Origin of the sequence: Collinsella aerofaciens (assembly GCF_040910185.1) — a bacterium.
Classification (GTDB): Bacteria; Actinomycetota; Coriobacteriia; order Coriobacteriales; family Coriobacteriaceae; genus Collinsella; species Collinsella aerofaciens_BF.
In genome coordinates this window covers 17,241-42,797 of the sequence record NZ_JBDGBA010000006.1, presented here as the reverse complement: position 1 = coordinate 42,797, position 25,557 = coordinate 17,241, and the positions used below count along the sequence as shown (strand labels likewise).

General features: G+C 61.0%; 16 protein-coding genes. 11 read left to right on the top strand and 5 right to left on the bottom strand.

What is annotated here, in order from left to right; translation table 11 throughout:
• Nucleotides 1–493: 493 nt before the first annotated feature.
• The 3 genes from AB5Z54_RS03775 to AB5Z54_RS03765 are packed head-to-tail and all read right to left on the bottom strand — an operon-like array spanning nt 494 to nt 4,716.
• Nucleotides 494–2,413, bottom strand: coding sequence for an ABC transporter ATP-binding protein (locus AB5Z54_RS03775; RefSeq protein ID WP_138340504.1), 1,920 nt, complete (start codon nt 2,411–2,413; stop codon nt 494–496).
• A complete protein-coding gene (locus AB5Z54_RS03770; RefSeq protein ID WP_138340505.1) occupies nt 2,406–4,220 on the bottom strand; it encodes an ABC transporter ATP-binding protein in 1,815 nt (604 codons plus the stop codon). Before AB5Z54_RS03770 ends, AB5Z54_RS03775 begins: the two co-directional genes overlap by 8 nt.
• Nucleotides 4,213–4,716 carry a MarR family winged helix-turn-helix transcriptional regulator gene (locus tag AB5Z54_RS03765; RefSeq protein WP_138340506.1) on the bottom strand — a complete coding sequence of 168 codons (504 nt, stop codon included), beginning with the start codon at nt 4,714–4,716 and terminating at the stop codon, nt 4,213–4,215. Before AB5Z54_RS03765 ends, AB5Z54_RS03770 begins: the two co-directional genes overlap by 8 nt.
• 424 nt (nt 4,717–5,140) lie before the next feature.
• Between AB5Z54_RS03765 and AB5Z54_RS03760 the strand changes: the two genes are divergently transcribed.
• Nucleotides 5,141–5,965 (top strand): PfkB family carbohydrate kinase, encoded by an 825-nt coding sequence (locus AB5Z54_RS03760; RefSeq protein WP_368160298.1) that lies wholly within the window; start codon nt 5,141–5,143, stop codon nt 5,963–5,965.
• Complete coding sequence (locus AB5Z54_RS03755; RefSeq protein ID WP_212746010.1) at nt 5,958–6,287, top strand: TIGR04076 family protein; 330 nt, start codon at nt 5,958–5,960, stop codon at nt 6,285–6,287. The genes AB5Z54_RS03760 and AB5Z54_RS03755 overlap by 8 nt, the downstream gene beginning before the upstream one ends.
• Before the next feature lie 140 nt (nt 6,288–6,427).
• Here AB5Z54_RS03755 and AB5Z54_RS03750 read toward each other — a convergent pair whose 3' ends face one another.
• Nucleotides 6,428–6,874, bottom strand: coding sequence for a low molecular weight protein-tyrosine-phosphatase (locus tag AB5Z54_RS03750; protein ID WP_271759400.1), 447 nt, complete (start codon nt 6,872–6,874; stop codon nt 6,428–6,430).
• A 45-nt stretch (nt 6,875–6,919) separates the two neighbouring features.
• Complete coding sequence (locus AB5Z54_RS03745; RefSeq protein WP_368160295.1) at nt 6,920–8,170, bottom strand: MFS transporter; 1,251 nt, start codon at nt 8,168–8,170, stop codon at nt 6,920–6,922.
• 252 nt (nt 8,171–8,422) lie between these two features.
• Here AB5Z54_RS03745 and AB5Z54_RS03740 point away from each other — a divergent pair, with 252 nt between their 5' ends.
• The 9 genes from AB5Z54_RS03740 (at nt 8,423) to prfA (ending at nt 25,142) form a co-directional block, all read left to right on the top strand.
• Nucleotides 8,423–9,292: a hypothetical protein gene (locus AB5Z54_RS03740; RefSeq protein ID WP_368160292.1), complete on the top strand. Its 870-nt coding sequence runs from the start codon at nt 8,423–8,425 to the stop codon at nt 9,290–9,292.
• A 79-nt stretch (nt 9,293–9,371) separates the two neighbouring features.
• Nucleotides 9,372–10,265 carry an aldose 1-epimerase family protein gene (locus AB5Z54_RS03735; protein ID WP_368160290.1) on the top strand — a complete coding sequence of 298 codons (894 nt, stop codon included), beginning with the start codon at nt 9,372–9,374 and terminating at the stop codon, nt 10,263–10,265.
• Nucleotides 10,266–10,474: 209 nt separating this feature from the next.
• Entirely contained in the window at nt 10,475–11,401 is a 927-nt protein-coding gene (locus AB5Z54_RS03730; RefSeq protein ID WP_368160287.1) for a transporter substrate-binding domain-containing protein, read from the top strand.
• 9 nt (nt 11,402–11,410) lie between these two features.
• The gene (locus AB5Z54_RS03725) at nt 11,411–12,559 is read left to right on the top strand and encodes an amino acid ABC transporter permease (protein WP_368160285.1); all 1,149 of its coding nucleotides are present in this window, start codon (nt 11,411–11,413) and stop codon (nt 12,557–12,559) included.
• A 22-nt stretch (nt 12,560–12,581) separates the two neighbouring features.
• Entirely contained in the window at nt 12,582–13,367 is a 786-nt protein-coding gene (locus AB5Z54_RS03720; protein WP_368160283.1) for an amino acid ABC transporter ATP-binding protein, read from the top strand.
• A 72-nt stretch (nt 13,368–13,439) separates the two neighbouring features.
• Nucleotides 13,440–14,867: a M20/M25/M40 family metallo-hydrolase gene (locus tag AB5Z54_RS03715; protein WP_368160280.1), complete on the top strand. Its 1,428-nt coding sequence runs from the start codon at nt 13,440–13,442 to the stop codon at nt 14,865–14,867.
• A gap of 186 nt (nt 14,868–15,053) precedes the next feature.
• Nucleotides 15,054–15,737 (top strand): hypothetical protein, encoded by a 684-nt coding sequence (locus AB5Z54_RS03710; RefSeq protein WP_368160278.1) that lies wholly within the window; start codon nt 15,054–15,056, stop codon nt 15,735–15,737.
• Nucleotides 15,738–15,856: 119 nt separating this feature from the next.
• Nucleotides 15,857–23,326 carry a Spy0128 family protein gene (locus tag AB5Z54_RS03705; protein WP_368160275.1) on the top strand — a complete coding sequence of 2,490 codons (7,470 nt, stop codon included), beginning with the start codon at nt 15,857–15,859 and terminating at the stop codon, nt 23,324–23,326.
• A 748-nt stretch (nt 23,327–24,074) separates the two neighbouring features.
• Complete coding sequence (gene prfA, locus AB5Z54_RS03700) at nt 24,075–25,142, top strand: peptide chain release factor 1 (RefSeq protein ID WP_138113479.1); 1,068 nt, start codon at nt 24,075–24,077, stop codon at nt 25,140–25,142.
• Nucleotides 25,143–25,557 lie beyond the last annotated feature (415 nt).

Below are 25,557 nucleotides of genomic sequence, written 5' to 3'. Positions count from 1 at the left end.
AGTGTGCTGAAATTCATGGGTGGTTAACTCTACCATATGGGCCAGCAGCCTCAAACTGCAGCAGACGCTCGTCCAAATTGGCGTGACGCTTGCCTTGTTGTTCTTGACCTGGCCGCGCTATCGGACATGCTTCTGGTCTTGGATCACCATGGGAAAGCTCATCCCGTTTTGTGCGTACAGAGTGGGATGCGGCTTCCCAAAGGTGCCGTTAGGGGAAACCACATCCCGGTTTATGCCCTTGAAATGGGATGCCGTTTCCCGGAGGGGGCCCAGCGGGAAACGGCATCCCATTCTGAGCCCGAAAAGTGGGATACGGTTTCCGGCTGGCATGAAAAAAGCCCCCACAGCTCATATGAACTGCGGGGGCTTATGCGTTGCGGCGCATTGTGTTTGGGTCGTTGAGATGAGTCGATTTGCCCCGAAAGAGGAGGGCATTGACCTTAGGGTCATGCCCGACGAATGAGCGGCAAATCGGCCATCTCGGCGGGCCGAACTACTCCAGCTCAAACGCTCCGGTGTAGAGCTGGTAGTAATACCCGCGCTTGGCGATCAGCTCATCGTGGTTGCCGCGCTCGATAATGCGGCCGTGGTCCAGACAGATGATCGCGTCGGAGTTGCGCACGGTGGACAGGCGGTGCGCGATGACAAACGTCGTGCGGCCTTCCATGAGCTTATCCATGCCCGCCTGCACGATGGCCTCGGTGCGGGTGTCGATGCTCGACGTGGCCTCGTCCAGAATCATTGCCGGCGGATCGGCGACGGCGGCGCGTGCGATCGAGATCAGCTGGCGCTGGCCCTGCGACAGCTGCGCGCCGTTGCCGGTGAGCATGGTGTCGTAGCCGTCGGGCAGGCGGGTGATAAAGTCGTCCGCGCCCGCGAGCTTGGCCGCCGCGATGCACTCCTCGTCGGTAGCGTCCAGGTTGCCGTAGCGGATGTTATCCATCACAGTGCCGGTGAACAGGTTCACGTCCTGTAGCACGACGCCCAGCGAGCGGCGCAGGTCGGCCTTGCGGATCTTGTTGACGTTGATGCCGTCGTAGCGGATCTTGCCGTCGGCGATGTCGTAGAAGCGGTTGATGAGGTTGGTGATGGTCGTCTTACCGGCACCGGTGGCGCCGACAAACGCGACCTTCTGGCCCGGCTTGGCAAACACGGACACGCCGTGCAACACCTCGTGGTCGGGCGTGTAGCCAAAGTCGACGTTGTCCATGACCAGGTCGCCGCGCAGCGGCACGTACTCGATCTCGCCGGTTGCGCGGTGCGGATGTTTCCACGCCCACATGCCGGTGTGGTGGTCGGCCTCCTCGAGCTGCCAGGTGTCGGGGTTCACCTGAGCGTTGACGAGCGTCACATAGCCTTCGTCGGCTTCGGGCTCCTCGTCGATGAGCTCAAAGATACGGTCGGCGCCGGCGAGGCCCATGACCACGGCGTTGATCTGCTGCGAGATCTGGCCGATCTGTCCGCAGAACTGCTTGGTCATGTTGAGGAACGGCACCACGACGGCGATGGACAGTGCCATGCCCGAGATGCTCAGGTTGGGCACGCCCAGCGCCAGGAAAATGCCGCCTGCCAGTGCGACCAGCACGTAGAGCAGGTTTCCCAGGTTCATAAGGATGGGCATGAGGATGTTGGCGTACATGTTGGCCTTCTGCGAGACCTCGAAGAGCTTTTCGTTGCGCTCGTCAAAATCGGCTTCGGCGGCAGACTCATGGCAGAATGCCTTGACGACCTTCTGGCCGTTCATGACTTCCTCGATGTGGCCCTCGACCACGCCGAGCTCGGCCTGCTGCGCAATAAAGAAGCGCGCGGAGTTGGAGCCGAGCAGCTTGGTCATAAAGGTCATAAAGGCGACGCCTGCCACAATGACCAGGCACATCCAAACGCTGTAGTACAGCATGATAAAGAACACCGTGACGATGACGATGGTCGTCATGAGCAGGTTGGGCAGCGACTGGCTGATCATCTGGCGCAGCGTGTCGATGTCGTTGGTGTAGTGGCTCATGATGTCGCCGCGCTGGTGCGTGTCGAAGTAGCGAATCGGCAGGTCCTGCATGCGGTTGAACATCTTCTCGCGCAGCTTCTCAAGCGAGCCCTGCGTGACGATGGCCATGGCGCGGTTCCAGAACAGCGAGGACAGGATGCCGACGCCGTAGATGCAGGCGAGGGTGGTCACGAGCTGTGCGATCTTGGGCTGTGCAGCTTCCCAATCGCCCGACTGCCACGATTCGCTAATAATCTGCAGGGCGCTCTGAAGGAAGGTCGCGCCGATGGAGTTGATGATGGCGCAGAGCACCACGCCGACGACGACGAGGGGCAAAAGCACGGGGTAGAAGCCAAAGAGCGTCTTGATGAGGCGCGACATGGTGCCACCCTTGCGGTTGAGCGCACGCTCGGCGGTCGTTGCCTTACTCATGTGCCTCGCCTCCTTCCTGGGTCTGAGCTTGTGTTGCGGATGCCTCGGTGTCGGCTTCGACGGCCTCTTCGCCCTCGGCAGACATCTTGTTCTGCGAGGTAAAGGTCTCGCGGTAGATCTCGCTCGTCTTGAGCAGCTCATCGTGGTTGCCGATCTGCGCGATGCGGCCGCCCTCCATGACGATGATGCGGTCTGCATCCTGCACGGAGCTAATGCGCTGGGCGATGATGAGCTTGGTCGTGTTGGGCAGATAGCTTGCCAGCCCTGCGCGAATCTTGGCGTCGGTCTTGGTGTCGACGGCGCTGGTGGAGTCGTCCAGGATCAAGATCTTGGGGCGACGCAGCAGGGCACGCGCAATGCACAGGCGCTGCTTCTGACCGCCCGAGACATTGGAGCCGCCCTGCTCGATCCAGGTGTCATAGCCCTTGGGGAAGCCGTCGACAAACTCATCGGCGCAGGCCAGATGTGCCGCCTCGCGGACCTCTTCGTCGGTGGCGTTCGGGTCGCCCCAACGCAGGTTCTCGGCAATCGTGCCGCTAAACAGCACGTTTTTCTGCAATACCATGGCCACTTGGTGGCGCAGGGCGTCCAAGTCGTAGTCGCGCACATCCACGCCGCCCACGCGCACGGTGCCTTCGGTGGCGTCGTACAGGCGGGCGATGAGGTTTACAAGCGTGGACTTGGCCGAGCCGGTGCCGCCGATGATGCCGATGGTCTCGCCGCTCTTAATGTGCAGGTCGATATCGTCGAGCGCCTGGCGCTTCGCATGCGCGGAATATTTAAAGCTCACGTGGTCAAAGTCGATGGAGCCATCGGCGACCTCGAGCACGGGCTCGGCGGGATCGGCGATCGTGGGCTCGGCGGCCAGCACCTCGGTGATGCGGTGCGCCGATTCGTCGGCCATGGTCACCATGACAAAGATCATCGACAGCTGCATCAGACTCATGAGGATTTGGAAGCCATAGGTAAAGATCGAGGAGAGCTGGCCCACGTCGAACAGCGTGCCCTGGCTCGTGATGATGAGCTTGGAGCCCAGGTAGATGATGACGACAAACGCGCCGTTGACGCAGATGTTCATCATGGGGTTGTTAAAGGCAAGCAGCTTCTCGGCGCGGGTGAAGTCCATTTGGACGTCGCGCGCAGCGGTCGCGAACTTCTCCTTCTCAAAGTCTTCGCGCACATAGCTCTTAACTACGCGCATGCCGGTGACGTTTTCCTCGACGGACTCGTTAAGGGCGTCGTACTTGTGGAACACGCGCGAGAAGATGGGGCGCACCTTAAAGATGATAAAGAACAGCCCAAAGCCCAGCAGTGGAATGATGACCAGGTAGACCATGGCGACGCTGCCGCCCATGATAAATGCCATGGTAAAGGCGAAGATCAATACCAGCGGCGCGCGCACGGCGATACGGATGATCATCATAAAGGCCTGCTGCACGTTGTTGATATCGGTGGTCAGGCGCGTGACGAGCGAGGAGCTCGAGAACTCATCGATGTTGGCAAAGCTGAACGTCTGGATCTTGTAGAACAGGTCGTGACGCAGGTTCTTGGCGAACCCGCAGCTCGCATGGCTGCAGGTGACGCCGGCAGCGGCGCCAAAAGCAAGCGACGTCAGCGCGATGAGCACCAAAAAGCCTGCGGTGGGAAGCATCTCGGCTACGGTAGCGCCGTCTTTGATGGCGTCGATCAGGTTGGCGGTGATAAATGGAATCAGCATCTCGCAGAGCACCTCGCCAAGCACGAGCAGCGGCGTGGCAACGGCGACCTTCATATAGTCGCGGATGCTTCCCATGAGGGTTTTAATCATCCAGTTCCTCCCAAGTTACACGGATCTTCTCGAGCATTTCGGCGAGCTGCTCGCGCTCGTCGTGTGTGAGGGCGCTAAAGGCCTGCTCTCTAAAGCGAATGCGGGCCGCTTGGTCGATGCGGGCATTTTCCCGGCCGGTTTCGGTCAGGCGAATGGTGAGTTGCCGTCGATCCTTGGGGTTACGGCTGCGCTCGATGAGGCCGTTGAGCTCGAGTTTGGACAGGATCTCGGAAAGCGACCCTGGCTTGAGGTCAAAGTGCATGCCGAGTTCCTGCTGCGACATCTCGCCGCCGGGCTGTTTGGCCAGCAGGCAGATAATGGGCGCCTTGCCGGATACGCCACCACCATGAAAGTGCATGTAATGGCCGCAAAAGCCCAGGTTATTGAGGATGCGCTTGGCAAGCTTGTCTTCCGAGCTAACCGCTTCGGGTACATCAGCCGGCTGTGACGGGTCGCCGCCGGGTTCATGCGGATAGGCGAGTGGTTCAACACACATATCTAAGCTTCGCTCCTTTCTTTAGTTAGGTAGTGGAATTGTTTTGTGCCTAACCAATTTAGGAGCGTGAGAAATCAATGTCAAGGTACCAAACTTATTAAGTTACGGCGTTTTGCCAAACGCCGTAACCGCTCGACGCTGCAAACGTTCCTAGGCGGCAATCTGGCGTTCAATCGTCGGGCATGGCCACAAGGCCTATGCCCTCCTCTTTCACGCCACCTTGCTCGCTTAGGAACGCTTTCGCTGTCCGTCCTCAACCTGCGGCGTTGCCCTTGTTGGCACTTGGGGACGTTCCTTTTCTGTCGGCACCTAGGGACACTCCTTGTCAAGGCTTTGGTGCAAACTTCCGTCCGCAGCGCTCCCTGCGCTACACTTAGTCGCATTGTGGCGCCGCCGCGCCGTGCCCGAACCAAGGGAGACTCTCATGAAGAACACTCAGCTGCTGCTGATCAACGATATGTGCGGTTACGGCAAGGTTGCGCTTTCCGCCATGCTGCCGGTGCTGTCGCACATGGGCTATCGCATCCACAACCTGCCGACGGCCCTCGTTTCCGATACGCTCAACTATCCCAAGTTCTACATCCACGACACCACCGAGTACGTGCGCCAGAGCCTCGCCATCTGGGAGGAGCTCGGCTTTGAGTTCGACGCCATCTCGACCGGCTTTATCGTGACCGAGGAAGAGACGCGCGTCATCTCGGACTTTTGCCACCGTCGCGCGCAAAAGGGCACCAAGGTGTTCGTTGACCCCATCATGGGCGACAACGGCAGGCTCTATGCGGGTGTGCCCGAGTCCACGATTGGCCTTATGCAGCACCTGCTGGAGTGCGCAGACTACGCGGTGCCCAACTATACTGAGGCGTGCCTGCTTGCCGATAGGCCTATCGCCGAGCAAATTACGCCCGATGAGGCCCGCGCCCTTGTGGACGCCGTGCGCGAGCTGGGTGCCAAGTCGGTGGTCATTACGAGCGCCGTGGTCAATGGCACGAACGCGGTTATCGGTTACGACCATGTAGCGGGGGAGTACTTCACGATTCCCTTTGAGCTCATTCCGGTGTATTTCCCGGGCACGGGCGACACGTTTTCGGCGGTGCTCGTCGGCCGCGTTATGGCCGGTTGGAGCCTGCAGCGCGCGACGGGCGATGCCATGCGCGTGGTGGCGGAGCTTATCGAGCGCAATGCCGTCCAAGAGGACAAGTCGGCCGGCCTTCCCATCGAGGCCTGCCTGGATGTGGTTGACCATGAGTAACGCCGACGAGAGCAGCACCGAGGCGGCGGGCGAGAACAAGCCGCTCGGTGCCCCGCGCGGCAGGCGCCCACGTATTCGCATTAGCTGCGTGGACCAGCTGGGCACATGCCGCTGCCATCACGGGCACAAGCCGGGTGACGTCTTCGACTTCGACCGCGACCGCGGCAAGATGTGTTCCATGGCATGTCACGTGGGCTTTCCCTATATCGACATCCTGCGCTACGGCGGAACCGTGCCCGGTAACGAGCCCGGCACGGCAAAGTTCTGCTGTCCCGAGGTCGATACGCTGAACGTCTGGCTTGCTGAGATCGTCGACGAGTAATCGAGCGAGGTTTTTCTCCCTCAAAGATAACGAGCGTGGATAATCTCCCGTTTAGAGCGCGCTTGAACGCTCAAAGTGGGAGATTATCAACGCTCGTTTTATGCCGATGGCGTGGCACGTGCGTCCGCGTGCTCGCTTGCCTATAACTGCTCGAGCATGGCCATGCAGCCGGCGAGCACATCGCGGTAGGTGGCATCGAAGTTGCCGGTGTACCAGGGATCGGCCACGTCGCCGGGGCGATCGGTCCAATCGAGCAGACGCGAGATCTTGCCATCGGGGTCGCTGCCAAAAATGCGACGCAGACCTCGCGCGTTCTCGGCATCCATATAGACAATGTGGTCCCAGTCACCATACTCTGCGCGATGCACCTGGCGGGCGCGGTGCGCAACGACGGGAATCCCGACTTCACGCAGCTTGGCAACGGTGCCACGATGCGGCGGATTGCCGATCTCCTCGGTCGATGTCGCGGCGGAATCAATGGCAAACTCCGCCTCGCGCCCAGCGCGGCGCACGAGCTCGGTAAACACGGACTCAGCCATCGTCGAGCGGCAGATATTTCCATAACAGATAAACAGTACACGTTGCATATGTGGTTTCCTTTCGATCGCCATCATCGAGCTCGAGTATCGCATCTACGCCTGCACCCTCGCCCGCTTGCGCTCCCAGCGAGCCAACTTAATCGTCACCAGCGTGAGCGCCCAGGCCACAAGCGAGAACGCGGCGCCCACTGCGCCCACGTACGCAATACCAATGCTGCTTACCACGGCGCCGCCCACTGCGGTGCCAAACGAAATGCCGACATTAAACGCCATGGGTTCTACCGAGCTCGCGAGCACCATCGATTTGGGATGGCGGCTGCGAGCCACGTCCATAAAGTGCGTGATGCACGACACCGAGAACAGGTACATGAGCATCGCCAGGCTAAAGACAAAGACAAGTGTGAGCGGCATGGCAGCGCCTACGGCAAACAGCCCAAACAATGCCACCGCCTGCAGCACAAACGTCACAAGCAGCGCCTTCATGCCAAAGCGCGCATCGATCCATCCGCCCAGGATGTTCGAGATCAGGCAGAACACGCCGTAGGCCATAAGCGTGGTACTGGCTTCGACCGTGCCCATGCCCAGCACCTGCTCAAGATAAGGCGTCACGTAGCCGTAGAACACATAGACCGAGCCCACGCCAAACAAAAAGATAAGCATGCCGGTGATGATACTCGGCTCGCGTAGTAGCCCCGCCTGCTCGCGGAAGGTGGCGGGCTCATCGGTCTGCCCGGCGCGCGGCATAAACGCCACGAGCGCGCTACAGATCAAAACGGCAAAGGTCAGCGTGCCGTACATGGCCACGTGCCAATCGAGTGTGTCGGCCACAAACTTGCCAATCGAGGTCACAAAGACCATCGCCACGGAAAACGCGCCGTACACGACCGAGATGGCAAGTGAGGTTTGCTGCGGGGATAGCAGCTCAGGGATGTACGTCACGCCCACGGCGAGCAGCGCACCCGAGACAGAGCCCAGGACAATGCGTGAGATAAACAGCACCTGGAAGTTGGGGGCCAACGCCATGACCAGGTTGCCGAGCACAAAGACGACGCTATAGCACACGAGCAGCTGGTAGCGGCGGAATCGCCCCGTGCTGAGCGCGAGCACCGGCGTCGCGATAGCGTAGACGAGCGCAAACACGCTGATGAGCTGGCCCGCAGTGGCAAGTGATATGCCGAGTTCCGTTGCCAAGTCGCTTTCGATGCCGATGACCACGAACTCGGAGCAGCCGAGCGAGAATCCCAACAGCACGAGCAGCGCCAGGCAGAGCTTGGTGCGCGCGGGGGAGAGCGCGGCGGCGGTTGGCTTACTTTTAGGCGTGGTTGCGGCGGTCAAGGTTGTCACTCCAATGTCGCATGAATAAGCGGGATTCAATCCCTGCAACTCTAACAGAATGTGACAAAGGGACAGTCTCTTTGTCACATTGCGCTGCCGGCCAGTCGCCCAAACCGTCACAACATTCGATGAAAATCTCGAAATCGAAGAAAAGCGTCGAATGTTGTGACGGTTTTCGTGTTTGGCGCGGGTGAGCTTCCGCGTCATCTGAGGGTATAAGGCTAGCAAGTGTTTATTTGCGAGGCCTAAGGGGCGCCCCGTATGGATATCGATAACTTTGAATGGTGGTATAGCGAGGGTGAGGCTCCGGACGAGGAGTGGGACGAACCCACGCCGCGTGACGTGTCGAGCGACGAGGACGAGACCGGCAACGACGTCGCCGCCGACTCGGACGCCGCCCTCGACCCCGTCGAGCCTCTGACCTTCGAACAAGCCTGGGCCCAGGCCGAGGCAGACGAGGCCAAGGCCGACGCTACGGCCACGCTCGGCGAGCCAGCCGACATGTCGATCTCGCCGGCAAAGACCCCGCAGCCGCGTCACACTATCGACCCCGACAGCACGGCATCCTTCAGTATTCTCGACGTGCCCTCGCAGGGCGCTCAGGCGCCCGCACCCACACGTCGCCCCAATCTGTCTCGCGAGGAAGATGCAGGACGTCGCTCGCCGCTTGGCCCCATCCTTATCGCCTTTATGGCCGGCGTTATCGCATGCTCGGTAATTGGAAACGTCTGGAGCCATGTCGAACAACAGCGAAAAGACGCCGCCAAGGTCGAGATGTCTGTCGAGCAATCGCTCAGCCGCACGCGCTCGGTACATGTGTCGGTCGAGGTCAAGGACGGCGCGACGTGGGACACCGCGCGCGGCGACAGCCAAATGCTCATCCATATCGTGGGGCGCACGCTCAAAGGGCAGACGATTGACGAGTATCAATACGTCAATTCCGCTGGTGACGGCATCGAGCTCAAGCCCGGCGACTACGAGCTCACCGTCGATGAACCGCCCGTCGCCACCGACGGCACGCGCTTCCGCGCCTCAAAGCGCATGGTTCCCGTGAGCTTTAACTCGCAGGCGCCCGATACGGTCGATAGCACTCCGCAGGGCGGGTTTGACCTTTACGCTATTGCTCAATAACTGCGCCTGTCGCTCAACCCCGCCGCCAAGAGTGGGACAATAGCCCTCGACACTATTGTTTACTTTTGGAGGAAGTAGCATGTCCACCGTCACTACCATCAAGCGCGGCGGCCTCACCGCGGCCATCGATTCCATGGGAGCCCAGCTCACGAGCCTTGCCCTCGACGGCAACGAGTATCTGTGGCAGGGCGACCCCGCCTTTTGGGGCAAGCATGCACCCATCCTGTTCCCCATCGTGGGCTCGCTGCGCAACAACGCGGCGACGTCTGCGGCCGGCACCTGCGAGATGCCGCGCCACGGACTCGCGCGCATCGTCGAGCACAAGCTGGTCGAGGTTTCGGAGGACGGCTCCTCGGTAACTTACGAGATCACCGACACGCCTGAGTCGCTCAAGGCTTTCCCCTTCCACTTTAAGCTCAACATGACCTATGCCCTGACTGGTGACGCCACACTTACCCAGACCTTTGCCGTCACCAATACCGGCGACGTGGACCTGCCGTTCTCGGTGGGCGGCCACCCCGCATTTAACGTACCTGCTCCCGGTGCCGAGGACGAGGCGTTCGAGGATTACGAGCTGGCATTTACCGAGGCTTGGACCAACGAGGCCCCCATCATCACGCCCGATGGCCTCATGACGTTCGAGGGTAGCTACAAGGCTCCCGATAACTCGGACGTGCTGCCCATCACGCACCGCAGCTTCGATAACGACGCCATCATGTTCACCGATACCCCGGGCTCCACGCTCACGCTGCGCGGCCGCAAGTCGGGCCACGGCGTCAAGATCGACTTTGAGGGCTTTAAGTACATCGGCGTGTGGTCTGCCGCCAACGACGCCCCGTTTGTGGCGCTCGAGCCCTGGACCGGTCATACCACCACGGACACCGAGGACGACGTCTTTGAGCACAAGGTCAATACCATCACCTTGGCTCCCGGCGCTACCGATAAACGTAGCTTTAGCGTAACGCTGCTCTAGATGTGACAAAGGGACAGTCCCTTTGTCACATTCCCGTCCGCTAAGCCTCCCTGCCACATCCGGCAGGGAGGCTTTTTGGTAGGTAGTCATTGGGGACGTTTTTAAACGACTACTGTGTGTCTATTAATTTTTCGCGCACATGCCGCGCTGCTGGTTGCGGGCGTATATCCTGTCTTATTGTCAGTAACGCAAAATAGGGAAGGCACCAGATGCAACCTCGGCAACAGCGCGGCATGCAGACCCAGCCGGTATGCAGCCGTCGCATCTTTTTGGGTAGCGCCCTCGCTGCGAGCGCTTCTGTCGTCGCCGGCGCACTTGCCGGCTGCCAGCGCCCGTCCACGCTCAAAGTGGTCCAGCCCACGACGGGTGGCGGTCGCGACGACCTGTCCGATTCCGTGATCGGCAAGGATAAGATCCGCATTGGCATGGAGGCGGCCTACGCCCCGTACAACTGGCAGGTCTCCGAAGCCAGCGAGTTCACCATTCCCATCGACAACGTGCAGGGAGCCTACGCCGATGGCTACGACGTGCAGATCGCCAAGATCGTCTGCAAGGCCCTCGGTGGCGAGCCCGTCGCCGTCAAGCAGAGCTTTTCGGGCCTTATCGATTCGCTCAACAACGGCCAGATCGACCTCATCATCGCCGGTATGAGCGCTACGCCCGAGCGCGAGGAGTCCGTCGGCTTTTCCGACCCGTACTTTATCGGCTACTTTGGCCTGTTCGTAAAAGAGGGCTCGCCTTACCAGAACGCCACCAAGCTCAGCGACTTCAGCGGTGCCACGGTACTCGGCCAAAAGGACACCATGCTCGACACCGTCATCGACGAGATCCCGGGCGTTGTCCACAAGAACCCGGTCGATTCGGTTCCCACGGTGTTTTCGAACCTGCTGCAGGGCACGTGCGACGCCGTGACCTACAACACCGAGAACGAGAAAGGCTATATGGCCCAAAATCCGGGCATTGTCCCTATTCATTTTGCCGAGGGCGAGGGCTTTAAGCAGGAGGTCGCGGCAAACGTCGGCTGCCGCAAGGGCTCGGACAAGCTGCTTAAGCTCATCGACAAGACACTCAAGGGCATTAGCCAAGAGGAACGCGACCAAATGTGGGAAGCGTGCCTCGACCGTCAGCCGGCATAGGGAGGCAGCATGAAAACCATCAATCGTCTGGCCTCCTTTATCAAGGCCGACCACCGTTGTGTATACCTGGGCACGAGCGTCATCGCGGCGCTCGGCCTGGCGTTTAGCCAGCGCAACCCCACGCCGATGAGTTTCTTGGCCCCCACCGGTATCTTCCAGGATTGCCTTTGGGCGATTCTTTGGGCCTGGCTCGTCGTGTCGGCGGCGGCGTTGGTCACTAAGCTTATGCACTGGAGCGACTATCGCGAAACGTCGCCGTTCGCATCCGAGCGCTTCCGTCACGGCGCGCGCCTGGGCAGCTATGTCGTCGTTGCCGTTGCGGCGATCTTCTTTATCGACCGCTGCGTCATGTCGTTTATCGACCTGGTGCAGGTGAGCATTGTCTCGGATTCCAACCCCAGCGACTTTTTGTCGAGCCTGGTCTACATGACCTACAAGAGCGGCGACTTCTTCATTCGCGGTATCGAGATCACCATCGCGCTTGCCACCTTCGGCACCGTCATCGCATTCTTCCTGGCGCTGCTCTTCGTGTTCCTGCGCATTCAGACCTTCGATCGCGTGGACAACGACCTGGTGCGCTTCTTTAAGAGTATCGGCCGCGGCTTTGCGACCGTCTACTCCACCATCGTGCGCGGCACGCCCATGATGGTCCAGGGTCTGCTCATCTATTACGCGGGCTTCACCGTTTTGCGCGGCATGGGCTTCGAGACCGCTCAGGCCAACCAGATTTGGAGCACCTTCACCGCCGGCCTCGTCACCATCTCGCTCAACTCCACCGCCTACATGATGGAGGTCCTGCGCGGCGGCATCGAGTCCATCGATCCCGGCCAGGCCGAGGCAGCACGTTCGCTGGGCCTGTCGCAGTGGCAGGCTATGCGCAAAGTCGTGTTCCCCCAGGGCATTAAAAACGCGATTCCGGCGCTCACCAACGAGCTCATCATCAACATCAAGGATTCGTCGGTGCTCTCGGTCATCGGCGTGTTTGACCTCATGTACGCCACCACCACCGTCGCCGGCGTGTACTACCGCCAGATGGAGGTCTACTGCGTGGCGCTCGTGGTCTACCTGATCCTGACGCTTGTGGCGAGCCGCCTGCTCGAGGCCTTTGGCAAAAAGCTCGGCGCCGAGGCTCCGGTCACGCTGCCCAGCTCCAATTAGGCTCAAGACGAGGAGAATCATCATGGCAGATACCGCCATTACCGGCGTTGCGGCCGCCGCACAGACCAATGAGCCGCTCATCCGCGTCGAGGGCCTGCGTAAGAGCTTCGGCTCGCTTGAGGTGCTCAAGGGCATCGACCTGTCCGTTAACCCCGGCGAGGTCGTCACCATTATCGGTGCCTCGGGCTCGGGCAAGTCGACCTTCCTGCGCTGCCTCAACCTGCTCGAGACCCCGGACGCGGGCCGCATCTGGTTCCACGGCCAGGACCTCACGGCCGAGCGCTGCAACATCAACAAGCTGCGTGAGGACATCGGCATGGTGTTCCAGGGCTTTAACCTGTTCAACAACATGGATGTGCTCGACAACTGCACGCTCGCGCCCGTCACGCTCAAAAAGATGAGCAAGGCCGAGGCTGAAAAAATTGCGATGGAGCATCTGACGAGTGTGGGACTCGAAAAATTCGCGCACGCCGCCGTGGGTCGCCTGTCCGGTGGTCAAAAGCAGCGCGTGGCCATCGCTCGTGCTCTATGCATGAACCCGCAGATCATGCTGTTCGACGAGCCGACCTCCGCACTCGACCCCGAGATCGTGGGCGAGGTGCTCGAGGTCATGCGCAAGCTCGCTGCCGACGGCATGACCATGGTCGTCGTCACGCACGAGATGGCCTTTGCCCGCACGGTGTCCGACCGCGTGGTCTTCATGGACAAGGGCGTGGTGCTCGAGGATGCCGCGCCGGCCGAGCTCTTTGGCAACCCCAAACACCAGCGTACCCGCGAGTTCCTCTCGCGTTATCTCGAGGACAAATAACCGACCGCAAACGCGTACGTGGCAGGGCCGCTCCGGTGGGGCGGCCCTCGTCATCACAATCGAAAGGATGTCATGGCCGAGGTTTGGCGCTTCTTTGCGCACGAGGATGATTTTGCCGATATCGATGAGGTCGGCGCGTGCGAGCGCCTGGGCCGTGTGCTGTCGTTTCCGACGATTTCGAGCATGGATGCCCAGACGGTGGACTGGCAGGCGTTTGACGACCTGCGCGCCTATATGCAGCAGGGCTGGCCGCGCGTGTTTGCGACGGGCGAGGTCGAGCTCATCGACCATTCGCTGCTCGTGACGCTTGCCGGCACCGACCCCGCCCTCAAGCCGGTCATGCTCATGGGCCACATGGACGTGGTTCCCGTGGTGCCGGGCACCGAGACGGACTGGACGCACGATCCCTTTAGCGGGCACGTGGACGACACCTATATTTGGGGTCGCGGCGCCATCGATATGAAAGACCAGGTTGCGGGCATCTTGGAGGCCGTTGAGTATGCGCTGGCGCACGGCTGGCAACACGAACGAACGCTGCTGCTGGCCTTTGGCCAGGATGAGGAGACCACGCAGTACGGCGCGGGTGCCATTGGTCGCGCGCTCGAGGAGCGTGGCGTTGAGCTTGAGTACCTGATCGACGAGGGCGACTATCGTATCGTTGCGGCTGCCGAGTACAGCGCAGGTGAGGGTTGGCTTATGCATGCCGATCTTGCCGAGAAGGGCTATGCCGATATCGTGCTCAGGACGAAGAGCGAAGGCGGGCATTCTTCCAACCCTTACGGCGGCACGTCGCTCGAAGTGCTCAGCCGCGCTATTGCCGCGATTTGCGATATCGAGTGGCCGGCGCGTGTGACCGACCTGCTTGCCGCGCAGCTCGTCGAGCTGGGGCTTTATACCGCAGACGAGATTGCTGCCAGCAAGGATGCCATCGTGCGCGACTGCCTCGCCAGCAAAAAGCTGTACCCGCTTGTAACCACCACCTGCGCGCCCACGCAAATCGAAGGCGGCAGTACCGGTGCCAACGTAATGCCGCAGGATATGTGGGCCAATATCAACTTCCGCATGCTCGAGGGCACGAGCGTGGCCGATGTCGTGGCCTGCTGCCGCGAGGCCGTTGCCACCGCTGGGCTCGCTGGCCGAGTCGAGGTCGAGCTGGGCCCCGGCAGCTCCGAGCCCTCGCCGTCCCCGCGCGTGGGCGGTCCGGGGCTCGAGGCCGTTCGCGCCATCGCCGCCCGCTATTTCCGTGATCCCAAGGGGACGGAGGAAAACGGATCGTCTGCGGTGGGTCAAGAGCCGATGAGCATCGTGCCCTCGACCGTGATTGGCGCAACCGATGCCGCCAACTACCAGCGCATTTGCCGCGAGTGCATCCGCTTCTCCGCCTTTGTGGTCGACGATGACGAATGCGACCGCGGCGTCCACGGCACCAACGAGCGCATCACCCGTCGCGCCTACCTCCAAGGCACCCGCTTCCTCATCGCCCTGCTCCGCACGCTCTAGAATGTGACAAAGGGACTGAGCCGATTTCATCGGTAATGAGACAAAAACTGTAATAGAAAAAGGCTAAGATATCTTAAGAGACATATGCTAGGGTTGGTATTCCTTGAACGACCGCGGGCATGTGCCAGACCGCCTCGGCCCCCGGGGAGCGCCCGGGCAGGTCGCCGTGTGACTGGGGAGGAAATTATGCAGGAGCTCAGAGAGATGACGTCTCGACTCGTGAATATTGCTACCGGGGGGGGGTGTCTAAGCAGGGAACTTCCTGGTGAACACCGGCCGCGCGAGCGGTGGTCCGTCATGTCTTGTGGCCGTCGTCGCGGGCTGCGCTCGGTCTCGCCATATGCGATTGTTCTGGCCCTCGCCATCGCGCTGACGGCGAGTTTCTTCCTGCCGCTTCGTGCCGAGGCGGCAATTTCGGACCACACGGTTCCGACAATTTCGCCTTCGGGGACAACAATCAACCTGTTTGATTACTGGGTGAATCCCGATAACCATCTGTCGGTTTCCGGCAACGGCGGCATCAACAAGAACCACCGCTTCCAGTTCAAGGATCAAGGAGCCAGGGAGGAACTTAACCAGTATACGGGTGGCTCCCGGGTCCGCACCGGCATCGTGAACAATGTTCTTGCCGGTGGTTACCCGAAACTCACCGACCGCTGGGAGGGAGAATCCCTCGGCTACCTGTTTGATTCCTCCGTCCAGACGGGCAAGATATCCCATATGGGTGTGACGGGTCTGTTGCAGGCCAAGGGTGGCTACTACGAGTATGACAGCTCGCGGAACTACGCGGCGTACAACGCCAATAAGAATGCATTTGATGTCTACAATGCTGCCGGCGTTATGCAAACGGGGCTGAGCCTCATTCAGTAGGCCAGTTCTTCCCCTTCGATGCGGCCGATGAGGTATTCAAGGAAGAGGACGGCAAACTCGTCCCGAACGGCATTACGTCGCAGAACAACGGACCCCTCAACCATTATTTCGGCCTCTCCATGTCGTCGCGCTTCGTGCAGCCGAAGGATGGCAAAACGAACGCTGACAAGCCCATGACCTTTGAGTTCGCCGGAGACGACGACGTCTGGGTGTTCATTGACGATGTCCTCGTGGGCGACATTGGCGGTATCCACACCAGTGCTGATCTGACCATTAACTTCCAAACGGGCGACATCAGCGTTAACAATTCCGCAAATGGCACGCTGAAAAGCAAGTTCAAGGATGCGGGGCGGGATATTTCGGGCTTCAACGGCAACACCTTCGCTGACGGCACCAACCACACGCTCAAGTTCTTCTACTTGGAGCGTGGCGCCACCGACTCCAACATGAGGCTCAAGTTCAACCTCGTGACGGTTCCCGAGTCCGACATTATCAAGTTCGACCAGGATGGCGGTCTGGTGGAGGGTGCTCAGTTCGCGCTGTACAAGACAGACGAGTGGTTCGCTGACACGACCACTAACCCAGAAAACCTACTTGGCTCCGGCACCACGAACGCGAATGGACAACTGACGCTCACGAATGACGTGGACAACGGCGTTATCAACTTCGATGACCTTTATAAAGAGCATGGTTACCAGTACTACCTCCTGAAGGAAACAAAGGCGCCTAACGGTTACCGCTCGAGTCTCACGGCGACGCATGGCAGCATGCAGCTCGAGTACGTGCCCGCGAGCGACGACAAGGACGCCGCGGGCGGCGTCATCATTAACCGCGGCGGTATGGACGCGGACAGCGCCGTGTGGCAGACGGGTGCGTTCGCCGGCGCGAAGGAGACCATCACCGCGCCGTCGATCGTGTACAAGGCGAACGATGGCCAGACGAAGTCCGACAAGACCGTCAGCCTGGACTCCGGCATACTGTTCGCTGTGGTGCTCAAGCGCGATAAAAGCGCAAACACAGATATCAACGATCCGAACAGTTGGTACGCCGTGTCGGGCGACCCATCGACGGGAGCGGGATACACCCTCGCCAAGAAGCCGAGCATGGCCGGCGCTATCGAGGCGGCGAAGAAGGACCTGCACGCCTTCACGCTCAACACGAGCGGCCAGTACCAGGTAGAGATTCCGTATCTGCCCGGTGACATCTCCAAGTACTACTACCTGCTGAGCGGTAATGACCGCAAGAATGCCGAGTACACGGTGGCCATCTACCACACAATGGCGAGCTCGATCGGCGACGCGACGCCCGAGAACACCGTCCACGTGTACAGCGACGACATCGCAGACGGCACGAACTTCAAGCGACAGTTCGCCATGCGCTTGCTCGTCACGAACATCCAGAATCGCCTGTTCGTGCAGAAGACCGATACCGAGGGTAAGCCCGTTGACGGGGCGAAGTTCGCCCTGTACACCTCCGGACAGGTGACTACGGAGAACGGCAAGGTCGTGCTCGATGGCGAGCAGATCCCCTACGACACCCTGACGACGGGGTCGGTCGACAACCCGGTCCCGCTCGAAGGTGCGGGCATATTCCCGAATACGAGCGATGATAACAGGCCGCTCGTGAATGGAACCTACTTCCTAAAGGAGGTCTCGGCGCCCAAGGGCTTCCTGCTTAACGACACGCTCACCAAGGTGATTGTGGACGATTACGGCGTCCATGCCGATGCCGGTACGGACGATGACGGCGTTTCGACGTTCGTGGGCACGGGCGCGCTCATGAAGAGTCTGGGCCAGTTTGGCGCAGAGGGCGACATCGACAACACGCTCACGTGGATCAAGGGTGCGCGGCAGACGTCCGACGGGAGGCTCGACGGCAACGGCAACCTTTCCTGGAACAATGACGCCAAGGGCGGCGAGGATGAGGTGCGCCTCAAGTACGGCGCCAACGGACGTGTCTACCAGTATGGGCCCACCGAGGAGGGCAAACCCTACCGCTTGGAGACCGAGACGGGCTGGATACGTATGGGTATCACCCAGGACGAGCAGCCCAAGGGGACCAAGTCGAAAGGTGCCCGTGCCGATCTGCGTGGCATGAACCTGAACGCCCTGTTCACGGGCGCCACCTGCGTGCGCGTGGCGAACAAGCGCGAGGCAAGCTTCGAGGTGACCAAGAGTGTCGTGGTGCCGAAGGGGCTGACGAGCAAACCGGATGCGGGGTTCACCTTCAAGTTCACCGTGCCTGATGGGAAGACGTATAAGGCTGCAGTCTTCGAGAAGGCGGGCGCGGCCGATGAGAAGCAGGTCGGCGATATGTTCGACCTGACGAACGGCCGCGAGCAGACCATCACGGCCGGCCAGACGATCCGCGTGTACGGTCTCGACGAGCACGACGCCTACACGGTGCAGGAGCTGACCGGTACGGATAAGATGCCGGCCGGCTACACGCTGACCAAGCGCGAGCAGGGCGGCAACGCCCTGAGCGGCGAGGGCGCCAGCATCTCCGGCACGATTGCGAAGCAGAACGCCAACGGCACGTTGGCCGAAGCCAACAAGCTGGTATTCACGAACACCTACAGCGTAAAGCCGCCGGTGACGCTCACCAATGCGTTCTGGGCGCAGAAGGTGCTCCGGGGCCGTGACTGGAAGGATGGCGATAGCTTCAAGATTTACCTGCGCGCGGACAAGGGCACGCCGATGCCTGACGGTGCCGGGGATGCGCCCGTGAGTGATATGAAGCAGGTTGTGAAGACCGTCGAGAACGGGGACAAGTTCGACTTCGGTAAGATTGAGTACGCCAAGCCCGGCACCTACACCTATCTCATTGCCGAGGCCACGCCGTCTCAAAACGACGCTGACTGGCTGCCCGGGTTCGGGTATTCGAGCGCTTCCTACCGCGTCACGGTGACGGTGAGCGATAACGGCGACGGCACGCTGTCGCAGCCGGCAGTCAAGATGGAGCAGACCTACACCGACGACGGCATGAGCCATGAGGACAATCCGATCGAGGTCGCTGACAAAATCGCCAAGATCACGAACACGTACCACCCGAAGGAGACCTCGGTTGCGCTCGAAGCGACGAAACGCTTCACGGGCGGTGAGCTCGCGGGCGGTGACTTCACGTTCCAGCTGCTCGACAGCGACGGCAAAGAGCTCCAGGCTGTCCAAAACGACAAGGACGGCAAGGTCGCCTTTGCAGCCATCGACTACGCTACGCCGGGCGAGCACGACTACGCCATCAGGGAGGTTGCCGGCAACGACTCGACCATCGTCTACGACGCGAAGGACGTGAAGGTCCACGTCAAGGTCACCGACGAGAAGGGCGAGCTGAAGGCGACCGTCACATACGACGGCGAGAAGGCCGTGCCGACCTTCACCAACACGAAGCCGACGGCCGATGCCGCCATCGAGGCGACGAAGACCCTCACGGGCAAGAAACTGACGGACGGTGCGTTCACCTTCGGCCTGTACGACCAGGCTGGCAACGAGGTTGAGAAGGGCACCAACGACCAGGGTGGCAAGGTCAAGCTGGCCGTCAAGGGCCTGAACCTGGGCGAGTACGACTACACGCTCAAGGAGGTCGCTGGCAGCGATTCGACCATCACCTACGATTCCACGGAGGTGAGGGTTCACGTCTCGGTGAAGGCGGAGGGCGACAAGGCGAAGGCGACCGTCACTTACGACGGCAAGAACGATATCCCGACCTTCAAGAACACGTATCAGCCCGCCGAGACCTCGGTGACGCTCGCGGCGAAGAAGGCCTATGTGAAGTCCGACAGCACGCCGGCTGCGCTCAAGGGCGGCGAGTTCGCCTTCGACCTGTACGAGGGCGATCTGACGGCCGAGCAGCTGAAGGGCAAGCAACCCATCCGGAGCGCCAAGAACGGCGAGGACGGCACCGTCACCTTCCCGGCCATCAACTACACCAAGGCCGGCGAGTACAAGTACACCATCGTGGAGAAGAAGGGCGACCTGTCCCACGTGACCTTCGACGACGCGGTGCACCATGCCGCGGTGAAGGTCATGGACAAAGCTGGCAAGCTGGACGCCGCCGTTGCCTACGATGGTGACAAGGCCGATGCCCCCACCTTCACGAACACCTACACCGCAAAGGGATCCGTGGAGCTGACGGCGACCAAGGTCGTCGCGGTCGCGGACGGCTTCACGCACGACACCAAGCTGAAGGGCGGCGAGTACACGTTCGAGCTGAAGGACGCCGACGGCAAGGTGCTCGACACCGCGAAGAACGAGGCCGATGGCACGGTGAAGTTCACGCGCGACTTCGAGCTCGCCGACCTGGGCGGCGCCGCGAGCAAGGACTTCGCCTACACCATCGCGGAGAAGCCGGGCGCGGAGGCCGGCATGGTCTATGACAACCATACCCTCACCTATACGGTGACGGTCACAGACGATGGCGCCGGTACGCTGACGGCCACACCGCAGGTAACGAGTGGAGACAAGACCTTCACGAACACGTACCACCCGAAGGAGACCTCGGTAACGCTCAAGGCGACGAAGCGCTTCACGGGCGGTGAGCTCGCGGGGAGTGACTTCACGTTCCAGCTGCTCGACAAGGACGGCAGCGTGGCCCAGACTGTCCAAAACGAGAAGGACGGCAAGGTCGCCTTTGCAGCCATCGACTACGCTACGCCGGGCGACCACGACTACACCATCAAGGAGGTGAAGGGCGCCGACTCGACCGTCGTCTACGACGCGAAGGGCGTGAAGGTCCACGTCAAGGTCACCGACGAAAAGGGCGAGCTGAAGGCGACCGTCACCTACGACGGTGAGAAGGCCGTGCCGACCTTCACCAACACGAAGCCGACGGCGGACGTCACCGTTGAGGCCACGAAAGTTCTCGCGGGCAAGGACCTGACGGCCGATGCGTTCACCTTCGGCTTGTACGACCAGGACGGCAATGAGGACGCTCGCGGCACCAACGATAAGAATGGCAAGGTCAAGCTGACCGTCAAGGGCCTGAACCTGGGCGAGTACGACTACACGCTCAAGGAGGAGAAGGCCGGCCAGTCCGTCGACGGCGTGGCCTACGACGCCAAGGAAGTCAAGGTCCACGTCAAGGTAGAGCAGAACCAGGGCGACAACAACAAGACGAAGGTGACCGTCACCTATGACGGTGCCGCTACGGCTCCCACCTTCAACAACACCTACGACGCAAAGGGTTCCGTAATCCTGACGGCGACCAAGACCATCAAGGTTGCGGACGGCTTCGACCACACGACGAAGCCCGCGGACGGCGAGTTCACCTTCGACCTGAAGGACGCTGCCGGCAACGTGCTCGACACCGCGAAGAACGATGCAAACGGCAAGGTCAGCTTCACGCGCGACTTCAAGCTCGCCGACCTGGGCGGCGCCGCGAGCAAGGACTTCGCCTACACCATCGTGGAGCAGAAGGGCGCGGAGGCCGGCATGGTCTATGACAACCATGCCCTCACCTATACGGTGACGGTCACAGACGGCGGGACCGGAGCACTGAATGCGAAGGCGATCGTGACGAGTACATCCGGCTCGGAGACCTTCACCAACACCTACCAGCCGGCCGCGACCGGCCTGGCCCTCGGTGCACAGAAGAGCTACGTGAAGAAGGACGACAATACGCCGATCGTACTCAAGGGCGGCGAGTTCACCTTCGATGTGTACGAGGGCAACCTGACGGCTGAGCAGCTTGCCGGGGCCAAGCCCGTCCGGACCGCGATCAACGGCGCGAACGGAAGCGTTAACTTCGACGCCTTCTCTTACGCGAAGCCGGGCACGCACGAGTACACCATCGTTGAGCGGAAGGGCGATCTGGCCTACGTGACCTACGACGCCGCGGTGCACCATGCCGTGGTGACGGTTGCGGACAATGCCGGCACGCTGCAGGCGAGTGTCGCCTACGACGGTACGGACGCCACGAAGCCCACCTTCACCAACACCTACGAGGCACGGGCGACGGACTCCGGTGCGATCGCCCTCACCAAGAGCGTTGACGTGCACGACGGCAGCTATCAGCTAAAGGCGGGAGATTTCGCCTTCGAGCTGATGGGGTCTGACGGCTCGGTGATCCAGACCCAGAAGAACGATGCCGACGGTAAGGTTGCCTTCGACAAGCTGACCTTCGACCATGCGGGCACCTTTACCTACACGGTCCGCGAGGTGCAGCCGACGGACGACGCGCCGGGCGTGCCGGGCGTGACCTACACCGGCAAGACGTACACCCTGACCTACGTGGTGAAGGACAACAACGACGGCAAGCTGGTGGTAGAGAGCTCTACGGTGAAACCGAGCGAGGGCACCGAGAACGGCGTCACCCCCAATACCATGACGTTTGCGAACAGCTACCAGCCGGGTCAGACCTCCTACCAGATCTCTGGCACCAAGGTGCTTGAGAATGCCGACCCGGCCACCACGCGGACGCCCGCCGATGGCGAGTTCACATTCGCGCTGATTGACGTGGCCACCGGGCAGGAGATCGACCGGACCACGAACGTGGGTAAAGCGTTTACCTTCAAGGCCATCTCGTACACCGCAACTGGTTCGCATGCGTACCAGGTGAAGGAGGTTGCGGGCCAAGATGGCACCATCACTTACAGCGATGCGGTGCTGGACGTAACGGTGAACGTGACCGATGACGGCAGCGGCCAGCTGACCGCGACGGCGAACAAGACGGCTGCGGATCTGACCTTCACCAACACCTACACGCCGACGGCAACGACGGCGACGATTACCGGAACGAAGGCTCTGACCGGCCGCGACCTGGCCGAGGGTGAGTTTTTCTTCGACCTGAAGGACGCCGACGGTAACGTGGTGCAGACGGTGCAGAACGGCGCCGACGGCACGTTCGGCTTCGCGCCGCTGCAGCTGGACAAGGTGGGGACGTACGTCTACACCGTGTCCGAGCGGGCAGGGGCGACGGCGAACGGCGTCACCTACGACACGACGGTCTTTACCGCGACGGTGACGGTGACGGAGAATGCGGAGACGCACGCGCTGGAGGCGCAGGTTGCCTACAGCAAGGGCGGCAAGGCTGCGGATGCGGTGGCGTTCAGCAACAGTTACGCGCCGGCCGCGACTGAGGTGAAGCTGGGGGCCTCCAAGGTGCTGAGCGGCGAGGACCTGAAGGAAGGGCAGTTCTCCTTCCAGCTGAAGGATGCCGACGGCAAGGTGCTGCAGACCGCAAAGAACGCGGCGGACGGCACGGTGGGCTTCGAGGCGATCTCGTACGACAAGCCCGGAACGTACGCCTACAGCATCTCCGAGGTGGACGACGGTCAGAAGAACGTGACGTACGACGCGGCCGAGCACCGGGTAACGGTGACGGTGACGGACGACGGTGCGGGCCATCTGGTGGCGACGGTAACCTATGACGGCGCCGTGGCGCCGGTGTTCAAGAACACGTACACGCCGCCGACCACCCCGCCGACGGAGCCGCCCACCAATCCGCCGAGCAAGTCACCGGTGCCGAAGGAGGAGAAGCCGGGTCTGCCGTATACGGGCGATACCAGCTTGTCGCCGATGGCCCTGGGTGGCATCGCGGGCGGCGCGGTGGTGCTGATCGCCGCAGGCGTTATCCTGCGGCGCCGGAACCGGTAGCTACGGCGGCCGAGAAGGGCTTTGATTGAGGGCGGGTGGTCGCAGGGCGCGGCCGCTCGCCCTTTTTGGTGAAAGGCTATGTTAACCCGCCGTTTGCACGTCCGGCTCCAGATGGAACTCGTACTCCGGCTCCATCATCTTCTTCCGGATCTTTTCGTAGCGCCCGTCGTCGAGCTGCTCGCGCATGAGCGACGTCCTGTCCCCGACGCGTGCGGCCTCGCGCAGCCATCTGAACCACATCAGGCAGCTGTGGAGCCTGCGGGTCGATACGCCCTTGAACCTCTCGAGGAAGTGGCCGAGCGAACCCTGCGCTTCAGCATCCTCTGGACCGTGTCCCGCTCGTACCCGGTGAGCCTGCCGTGGGTCCTCGGGACCGCCCTCGCGGCGCCCTTCCCGCCCTTTCCGGACATGGCGTCCTCCGATCTCCCGGGGCCGGCCGATCCGGCCCTCAGGGTATCGGATTCCCAAATTTATCCGTATATGTGCGGATGAATGCGGGAGGCGTTCGGATGAAGTTGTATTCAAGGAAAGAGACTGACCCTTTGTCGCATTCCGTGCGGGTTATATGCAGGTATGCCTGCGCACGCTATCATGTATGAGTTAGACCGCAACTATGTACCTCATACGCGAAGGGATGCGCATGTATCTGAAGATCGACATGTTCTAGCTGGGCTTACCCCCGCAGTGGCGCCGCGCGCCCCATCAACTCTGCCGATTTTCGCCTTCACGCACATAAAGGAGTCCCGCCATGCGCGACAAGCTCGAAAAGATCATCAAGGCCTACGAGGAGCTCGAGAAGAAGCTTTCCGACCCGGCCGTCGCCTCCGACATCAAGGAGTTCACGCGTCTCAACAAGGAGTACGCACACCAGTCCGACCTCATCGCTGCCTCGCGCGAGTATATCGGCGCGCTCGATGACATCGAGGCCGCCAAGGAGATGCTCCGCGACACCAGCGATGCGGACGAGAAGGAGATGCTCCAGATGGACATCTCCGAGAACGAGGAAAAGCTTCCCCAGCTCGAGGAAGACATCAAGTACATGCTCATCCCGAGTGACCCCAACGACGACAAGAACACCATCGTCGAGATTCGCTCCGCCGCCGGTGGCGACGAGGCGGCCATCTTCGCCGGCGACCTGTACAAGATGTATCAGCGCTTTTGCGAGTCGCGCGGCTGGAAGACTACCGTGCTCGATTCCAGCCCCAGCGAGGCCGGCGGCTTTAAGTCCATTGAGTTCAAGGTCGAGGGCGACCGCGTCTACTCCGTTATGAAGTACGAGTCCGGCGTGCACCGTGTCCAGCGCGTCCCTAAGACCGAGTCCCAGGGCCGCATCCAGACTTCAACGGCTACCGTCGCCGTGCTTCCCGAGGCCGAGGAAATCGACGTCCAGATCAACCAGTCCGACCTGCGCATCGACACCTACTGCGCCTCCGGCCCTGGCGGTCAGTGCGTTAACACCACCTACTCCGCCGTGCGCATCACCCACCTGCCCACCAACACCGTGGTGCAGTCGCAGGAGCAACGTTCCCAGATCCAGAACCGCGAGGTCTGCATGCAGATGCTGCGTGCCCGTCTGTACGAGATGGAACTCGAGAAGCAGCAGGCCGAGCTCGGTGCCGAGCGCCAAAGCCAGATCGGCCACGGTAACCGTTCCGAGAAGATCCGTACTTACAACCAGCCCCAGGACCGCGTGACCGATCACCGCATCGGCTTCAACTCCACCTACAACGGCGTCCTTCTGGGCGATCAGCTCGGCACCGTGATCGAGGCACTCGCCGCCGCCGAGCGAGCCGAGAAGCTGGCGCAGGCTGTGTAGGTTCCGCCGTTCTACCGAACGGCGGACCAGCCGACGCTGCGCGGGCCGCATTTGGACAATCTGACGTTCAACTTCAAGGGCGCGACCAGAAGGTCAGCGCCCTTTCGTTTCACGTCACCTTGTCTCAAATGCGACCCGCTCGCTGTCCGTCCTCTACCTGCGGTGTTGCCTTGCTCCGGATGCGGTATGCTCAACCTGCGGCGCCTTAGATGTAGTCATTGGGGACGTTCTTAAATGACTAGGTTGGGTACATTGCTTTGAGATGTTATTTAATCGGCTTTGATGGCCATTAAGCCGGCTACCTGCTCAAAGAAATTAGCGGCATTCATCTGCTATCGAAAATAATGCTCAAAAAATCGTCCAAGAAGTCGCGTGTCATTTTTTGATGCGTCGCGCGTCAAGTGATGTGGCAAGT

What these genes read in the sequence shown, in the direction of transcription:
- AB5Z54_RS03770 (WP_138340505.1), bottom strand. Translation starts at nt 4,220, where the DNA reads ATGATTAAAACCCTCATGGGAAGCATCCGCGACTATATGAAGGTCGCC.
- AB5Z54_RS03765 (WP_138340506.1), bottom strand. Translation starts at nt 4,716, where the DNA reads ATGTGTGTTGAACCACTCGCCTATCCGCATGAACCCGGCGGCGACCCG.
- AB5Z54_RS03775 (WP_138340504.1), bottom strand. Translation starts at nt 2,413, where the DNA reads ATGAGTAAGGCAACGACCGCCGAGCGTGCGCTCAACCGCAAGGGTGGC.
- AB5Z54_RS03740 (WP_368160292.1), top strand. Translation starts at nt 8,423, where the DNA reads ATGGATATCGATAACTTTGAATGGTGGTATAGCGAGGGTGAGGCTCCG.
- AB5Z54_RS03730 (WP_368160287.1), top strand. Translation starts at nt 10,475, where the DNA reads ATGCAACCTCGGCAACAGCGCGGCATGCAGACCCAGCCGGTATGCAGC.
- AB5Z54_RS03735 (WP_368160290.1), top strand. Translation starts at nt 9,372, where the DNA reads ATGTCCACCGTCACTACCATCAAGCGCGGCGGCCTCACCGCGGCCATC.
- prfA (WP_138113479.1), top strand. Translation starts at nt 24,075, where the DNA reads ATGCGCGACAAGCTCGAAAAGATCATCAAGGCCTACGAGGAGCTCGAG.
- AB5Z54_RS03710 (WP_368160278.1), top strand. Translation starts at nt 15,054, where the DNA reads ATGCAGGAGCTCAGAGAGATGACGTCTCGACTCGTGAATATTGCTACC.
- AB5Z54_RS03720 (WP_368160283.1), top strand. Translation starts at nt 12,582, where the DNA reads ATGGCAGATACCGCCATTACCGGCGTTGCGGCCGCCGCACAGACCAAT.
- AB5Z54_RS03760 (WP_368160298.1), top strand. Translation starts at nt 5,141, where the DNA reads ATGAAGAACACTCAGCTGCTGCTGATCAACGATATGTGCGGTTACGGC.
- AB5Z54_RS03705 (WP_368160275.1), top strand. Translation starts at nt 15,857, where the DNA reads ATGTCGTCGCGCTTCGTGCAGCCGAAGGATGGCAAAACGAACGCTGAC.
- AB5Z54_RS03725 (WP_368160285.1), top strand. Translation starts at nt 11,411, where the DNA reads ATGAAAACCATCAATCGTCTGGCCTCCTTTATCAAGGCCGACCACCGT.
- AB5Z54_RS03755 (WP_212746010.1), top strand. Translation starts at nt 5,958, where the DNA reads ATGAGTAACGCCGACGAGAGCAGCACCGAGGCGGCGGGCGAGAACAAG.
- AB5Z54_RS03715 (WP_368160280.1), top strand. Translation starts at nt 13,440, where the DNA reads ATGGCCGAGGTTTGGCGCTTCTTTGCGCACGAGGATGATTTTGCCGAT.
- AB5Z54_RS03750 (WP_271759400.1), bottom strand. Translation starts at nt 6,874, where the DNA reads ATGCAACGTGTACTGTTTATCTGTTATGGAAATATCTGCCGCTCGACG.